The organism is Segeticoccus rhizosphaerae (assembly GCF_009192725.1).
Taxonomy (GTDB): Bacteria; Actinomycetota; Actinomycetes; order Actinomycetales; family Dermatophilaceae; genus Segeticoccus; species Segeticoccus rhizosphaerae.
In genome coordinates, this window is sequence record NZ_VOHR01000282.1 from 1 (window position 1) to 4858 (window position 4858).

A 4858-nucleotide genomic window follows, 5' to 3' on the forward strand; every position below is an offset into this window, starting at 1 on the left:
AGGCGGCGGCTCGAGGCGGGGCTCGCGGTGCAGGCGCCCGTGCCGCAGGTGCAGGGCGACCTCGCGCGGGAGCATCACCTGGTCGTCGGCGGTCGGGACGAGCAGTCCGGCCGTCACCAGCTCGCGGCCGGCTCGAGCCAGGGGTCCCTCGGGCGTGAGCACACCCACCGGTGGACCCCAGGTGAGGCGGTCCAGGATCGCCCGGGCCTCGGGGGAGGACATCGCGACCGACTTCTCGAGGTCAGCGCCCGCCGGTGTGGTGACGGCCTGTCCCGCAGCGCTGTCGCCGGCACGCAGATCGGCTGCAGGTGGCCCGATACCTGCCGGATGGGGGCCGATCAGCTCGGCCACCGTGCGCACCACGCGCAGGCCCTCGGGGCTGCGCCACAGCAACGCGATCCGCCACAGCCGGTCGAGGAAGGGACGTAGTGCCGACACCGAGATGCCCATCAGCGCCGCGGTCTGTCGCTCGTCCGGCTCGCCGGTGACCAGCAGCGCCTCGATCACCTGCAGGTGGCCCCGGTCGAGGGTGTCGAGGGCGCGCTGCAGACTGGCGCGGGTGCTGGAGCGGGCGGCCAGGCTGGTGAGGTCGGCCGGCGCGGGCCGGGCCAGGTCCGGACGCGATCGGACCAGGTCGCGCAGCTCCTCGTCACTGCGCGACCGGACGTCCTCGGCCAGGCTCCGGGAGGGGGAGCGACGGGACGCACGTGAGGCAGGCACTCGTCATACGCTATCCGGATCCGGGACGGGTGCTTGCCCAGAGGGCGCCCGGTGCCAAAGATGGAGGGGCCAGCACCGCTTCGACCCTGGAGGCCCCGTGTCCGCTCCTGCCCAACCGTCCTACGCGTCCGGCACGTCGGACTCGCCCCTGCTGGGCGACACGATCGGCGACAACCTGGTCCGCACGGCCGCCAGCTTCCCCGACCGTGAGGCCCTCGTCGACGTGCCGAGCGGTCGGCGGTGGACCTACGCCGAGTTCGACCGGGACGTGGACGCGTTGGCGCTCGGGCTGCTCGCCCGGGGGGTCGCGGCAGGGGACCGGATCGGCATCTGGTCGCCCAACGGTGCCGAGTGGACCCTGCTGCAGTACGCCACGGCCAAGATCGGCGCGATCCTGGTCAACGTCAACCCGGCCTACCGGTCACACGAGCTGGCCTACGTCGTCAAGCAGTCGGGCATGCGGATGCTGGTCAGCGCGGTCCGGCACAAGACCTCCGACTACCGGTCGATGGTCGACCAGGTCCGCGGCGACTGCCCCGACCTGACCGACGTGGTCTACATCGGCGAACCGAGCTGGGACGAGCTGGTGGCGGCGGGTTCCACGGTGGACCGGCAACAGCTCACGGACCGGATGGTGACGCTCACCGCCGATGACCCGATCAACATCCAATACACCTCGGGCACCACGGGGTTCCCCAAGGGCGCGACCCTGTCGCACCACAACATCCTCAACAACGGCTACTTCGTGGGCGAGCTGGTGGGCTACAGCGAGCAGGACCGGATCTGCCTGCCGGTGCCCTTCTACCACTGCTTCGGCATGGTCATGGGCAACCTGGCGGCCACGTCGCACGGGTCGTGCATGGTGATCCCCGCGCCGTCCTTCGAGCCGGCGGCGACGCTGAAGGCGGTCCAGGACGAGCGCTGCACCAGCCTCTACGGCGTGCCGACGATGTTCATCGCCGAGATGGGGCTGGCAGACTTCAGCTCGTATGACGTGTCCGCCCTGCGCACCGGCATCATGGCCGGATCGCCCTGTCCCGTCGAGGTGATGAAGCGGGTGGTGGCCGAGATGAACATGGACGAGGTGGCGATCTGCTACGGGATGACCGAGACCTCGCCGGTCTCGACGATGACCCGGGTCGACGACGACCTCGCCCGCCGCACCGAGACGGTCGGGCGGGTGATGCCGCACATCGAGGTGAAGGTCGTGGACCCGGTGAACGGCCGCACCCTGCCGCGTGGCGAGCCGGGGGAGCTGTGCACCCGTGGCACGAGCGTCATGCTCGGCTACTGGGGCCAACCGGACAAGACGGCCGAGGTGATCGACGCCGCCCGGTGGATGCACACGGGCGACCTCGCGACGATGGACGACGAGGGCTACGTGTCGATCGTGGGGCGGATCAAGGACATGGTGATCCGTGGTGGGGAGAACGTCTACCCGCGTGAGATCGAGGAGTTCCTCTACACCCACCCCGCGATCGCGGACGTGCAGGTGATCGGCGTGCCCGACGAGAAGTACGGCGAGGAGCTGATGGCCTGGGTGATCCTCAAGCCCGGACAGGATCCGCTCACCGCCGACGACGTCAGGGAGTTCTGCACCGGCAGGCTGGCGCACTACAAGATCCCGCGCTACGTCCACGTCGTCGAGGAGTTCCCGATGACGGTGACCGGCAAGATCCGCAAGGTCGAGATGCGCGAGCGCGCGACGGAGCTGTTGGGCGGGTCCTGAGAGGCGCCCGCCGTACGTCACTCGCGAGCGGCGCGGCGGAGTCATAGGGTCGGCGGCATGGAGACCGCAGCCAGTCCGAGTGGTGAGCAGTGGACGATCCGGCACGGCGAGCACGAGGCCGTCGTGGTGGAGGTCGGCGGGGGACTGCGCAGCTACACGCATGCCGGGCGGGACGTGGTGCACGGCTACGCCGTGGACGAGCAGTGCTCGGGCGGTCGCGGACAGCTGTTGATGCCCTGGCCCAACCGGGTGCGCGACGGACGCTACTCCTTCGAGGAGGGCAAGGAGCTCCAGCTCGCGCTCACGGAACCGCCGCGGCACCACGCGATCCACGGCCTCGTGCGCTGGTCGCTCTGGTCGGTCGCGGACCGCTCGGACGCGTCGCTCACGGTGGCGTGTCGGCTGCGCCCCCAGCAGGGCTGGTCCTGGAGCCTCGACCTCACGGTCGGCTATCTCCTCGATGACGAGGGGCTCACCGTGACACCGCACGCCCGCAACGTCGGTATGACGCCCGCTCCCTTCGGCTTCGGGGCCCACCCCTATCTCACGGCGACGGAGGCGCGCGTCGATGAGCTCACCCTGACGGTGCCGGCGGTCACCTCGGTCGACGTGGACGAGCGGCTGATCCCCTGCGGGACGTCTCCGCTGGAGGGCACCGAGCTGGACTACCGCGGTGGGCGACCGATCGGCAACGCCGTCCTGGACAACGCCTTCACCGATCTCGAGGCAGATTCGGACGGTCGCTGGCGGGTCTCGATCGAGCGACCCGCCGGCGGCGACGGCACCGGCGTGAAGACGACGCTGTGGGCGGACGCGGCGGCCTACCCCTGGGCACAGGTCTTCACCGGTGACACGCTCTCCGAGCCGCTGCGCCGCACCAGCGGGGTCGCGGTGGAGCCGATGACCTGCCCCGCGGACGCGCTCAACTCCGGCACCGGGCTGCTCACGCTCAAGCCCGGCGCCGAGTTCTCGGCCTCGTGGGGCATCACCCCGGCCGCTGCGTCGTGAACCCGTCCACCGCCCTGGCGACCGTGCTCGTCGACGAGCTGGTGCGTGGTGGGGTCCGGGAGGCGGTGCTCTGCCCGGGCTCCCGTTCCGCGCCGCTGGCCTACGCGCTGCAGGAGGCCGAACGCGCCGGCAGGTTGCGCCTGCACGTGCGCGTCGACGAGCGCTCCGCCGGTTTCCTCGCCCTCGGCCTGGTCAAGGGCGGCGGCGGTGTCGTGCCGGTCGTCACGACGTCGGGCACAGCCGTGGCGAACCTGCACCCGGCCGTCCTCGAGGCGCACCACGCCGGCGTCGCGCTGCTGCTCATCACGGCGGACCGTCCGCCGGAGCTGCGCGGCACGGGAGCCAACCAGACGACCGACCAGGTCGGGATCTTCGGTGGGGCGGTGCGCTGGTCGCACGACCTCGGCGCGCCGGAGCGTCGGGCCGGGCAGAACGCCGTATGGCGATCGGTCGTCGCGCGTGCGCGTGCCGCCGCCGTCGGCGGGCTGAACGAGCTCGGAGCCGGGCCGGTCCACCTCAACGTGCCGCTGCGAGAGCCGCTCGTGCCCGATCCGGCCGTGGTGGAAGCGGATTCCGGCTGGCCGGAGTCCCTGGCCGGGCGTCCCGACGGACGGGCGTGGGTCTCTTACCGCGTCCCGTCGGGTCACAACAGCCACTTCGCGGCAGGGGCCCGCACCCTGGTCGTCATCGGAGACCTCCCTCAGCCCTGGATGGCTGCGGAGGCGGCGGCCGTGGCCGCACGTGTCGGCTGGCCGGCGGTGGCCGAGCCGTTCGGAGCCTCCTGCGACGGTGACGAGGGCAGCGTGCTCCCGCGCGGACCGTTGCTGCTGACCGCGACGGAGTGGGTGGATGCCCACGCCCCCGACCACGTCGTGGTCGTCGGACGGGTCACGCTCTCGCGTGCCGTCGCGGCCCTGGTCCGGCGTGCCGGGGTCGAGCTGCACGTCGTCACGACGCGGGACCAGTGGTCCGACCCGAGCGCGCAGGCGGCGCACGTCTGGAGCTGGCGCGATTTCCACCAGCTGGATCCGGCGCTGCAGGAGCACGACCCCCAGTGGCTCACCGAGTGGACCCAGGCCGGCAAGTGCGTCGACGAGGCCGGCCGCGCCGTCCTGGCCGATGATGCGGCCTGGCCGTCCGGACTCGCGCTGGCCGAAACGCTGCTCGCCTCTCTCCCTGATCGGGCCCTGTTGTTCCTGGGGTCGTCCAACCCGGTGCGTGACCTCGACCTGGCCGTGTCGCCGGGCCACGGCAACCACGACCTCGAGGTGCTGGCGAACCGCGGCCTGGCAGGCATCGACGGCTGCGTCTCCACGGCGGTCGGGATCGCGCTGGCGCGGGGGGCCGCGCCGACCGAGGGCGCGACACCAGAGGGTGACCCGGCGGACGCAGGGGCGGCGG

Annotated in this window: 3 protein-coding genes and 1 pseudogene; 3 read left to right on the forward strand and 1 reads right to left on the reverse strand. The window is 71.9% G+C overall.

Translation table 11 applies throughout. The features are described from left to right. Positions 1-720 (reverse strand): annotated as a pseudogene (locus FRW57_RS17220) (helicase-associated domain-containing protein); the annotation flags it as partial. A gap of 97 nt (positions 721-817) precedes the next feature. Here FRW57_RS17220 and FRW57_RS17225 point away from each other — a divergent pair. The 3 genes from FRW57_RS17225 to menD all read left to right on the forward strand — a co-directional run. Next, a complete protein-coding gene (locus FRW57_RS17225; RefSeq protein WP_137120664.1) occupies positions 818-2449 on the forward strand; it encodes an AMP-binding protein in 1632 nt (543 codons plus the stop codon). A 57-nt stretch (positions 2450-2506) separates the two neighbouring features. Further along, the gene (locus FRW57_RS17230; protein WP_137120663.1) at positions 2507-3457 is read left to right on the forward strand and encodes an aldose 1-epimerase family protein; all 951 of its coding nucleotides are present in this window, start codon (positions 2507-2509) and stop codon (positions 3455-3457) included. Continuing rightward, a partial coding sequence (menD, locus tag FRW57_RS17235; RefSeq protein ID WP_152186570.1) for a 2-succinyl-5-enolpyruvyl-6-hydroxy-3-cyclohexene-1-carboxylic-acid synthase occupies positions 3454-4858 on the forward strand: 1405 nt, incomplete at its 3' end. The genes FRW57_RS17230 and menD, both read left to right, overlap by 4 nt.